General features: G+C 70.5%; 1 protein-coding gene. It reads left to right on the top strand.

The features are described from left to right. Positions 1 to 260: 260 nt before the first annotated feature. Entirely contained in the window at positions 261 to 1469 is a 1209-nt protein-coding gene (locus ACFWIS_RS40630) for an IS110 family transposase (protein WP_380464140.1), read from the top strand. Positions 1470 to 1507 lie beyond the last annotated feature (38 nt).

Consider the following 1507-nt stretch of genomic DNA (forward strand, 5'->3'; position numbering starts at 1 on the left):
CCCCGTTACCTTCTTCGTGGCCCTGAAACGGGGCTCCTGGCCTCCGGGTCCGGCATGACTGTTGCCCCCTGTCGATCGCATGACCTGGGGGGTGGTGTCACCGGACCCGGAGCACCGTGTGACCGCTGATGAGAGGCCTGACCGGCACCCGGCCGAGCGCAATGCCCGGCCACTGACGGGTGCCGGGTCTGCGTAACGTGGATGCGCGCGAACGGTGCCGACGGGCGAGGCCGGGACGATGAACGACCCTCGGGGGTTCGGTGTTCGACACGAGTGACATCGCGGTCTTCCTCGGCTTGGACGTCGGCAAGGGCGACCACCACGGTCACGGCCTGACCACAGCGGGAAAGACCGTGTTCGACAAGCGGCTACCCAACAGCGAACCGAAACTGCGGGCCGTCTTCGACAAACTCACCGCCAAGTTCGGCCGTGTCCTGGTCATCGTCGACCAGCCCGCCTCGATCGGCGCCCTGCCGCTCGCGGTGGCCCGTGACGCCGGTTGCGAGGTCGCCTACCTGCCCGGCCTGGCGATGCGCCGCATCGCCGACCTCTACCCCGGCGAGGCCAAGACCGACGCCCGCGACGCCCGCGTGATCGCGGACGCCGCCCGCACCATGCCCCACACCCTGCGCGCCCTCGAACTCGCCGACGAGACCGCCGCCCAGCTCACCGTCCTGACCGGCTTCGACCAGGACCTCGCCGCCGAGGCCACCCGCACCAGCAACCGCCTGCGCGGCCTGCTCACCCAGTTCCACCCCTCCCTCGAACGCGTCCTGGGCCCGCGCCTGGACCACCCCGCCGTCACCCACCTCCTGGAACAGCACGGCTCCCCGGCCGCCCTGCGCAAGGCCGGCCGGCGAAGACTCGTCACCCTGATACGGCCCAAGGCCCCACGCATGGCCGAACGCCTGATCGACGAGATCTTCGACGCACTCGACGAGCAGACCGTCGTCGTCCCGGGCACCACCACCCTGGACGTCGTGGTGCCCTCCCTGGCCCGCTCGCTCGCCGCCGTCCACGAACAGCGACGCGCCGTCGAAGCCCAGATCGGCGAACTGCTGGAGGCCCACCCTCTTTCCAAGGTCCTGACCTCGATGCCCGGAGTCGGCGTCAGGACCGCCGCCACCCTTCTGGTCACCGTCGGCGACGGCACCAGCTTCCCCACCGCCGCCCACCTGGCCTCCTACGCCGGCCTCGCTCCGGCGACGAAGTCATCCGGATCCTCCATCCACGGCGAACACGCCCCCAGAACCGGCAACCGGCTCCTGAAACGGGCCATGTTCCTCTCCGCGTTCGCCGCCCTCCACGACCCCGACTCCCGGGCCTACTACGACCGGCAGCGAGACCGCGGCAAGACCCACACCCAGGCCCTCCTCCGCCTCGCCCGCCAACGCATCAGCGTCCTATTCGCCATGCTCCGAGACGGCACCCTCTACGAAACCCGCACCCCCGAAACCGTGCCCGCATGACCCGCGCAGCCTTGACGAAGGACATAGAGGCACCCCCC

Origin of the sequence: Kitasatospora sp. NPDC127060 (assembly GCF_042724935.1) — a bacterium.
In the GTDB taxonomy this organism is placed as follows: domain Bacteria; phylum Actinomycetota; class Actinomycetes; order Streptomycetales; family Streptomycetaceae; genus Kitasatospora.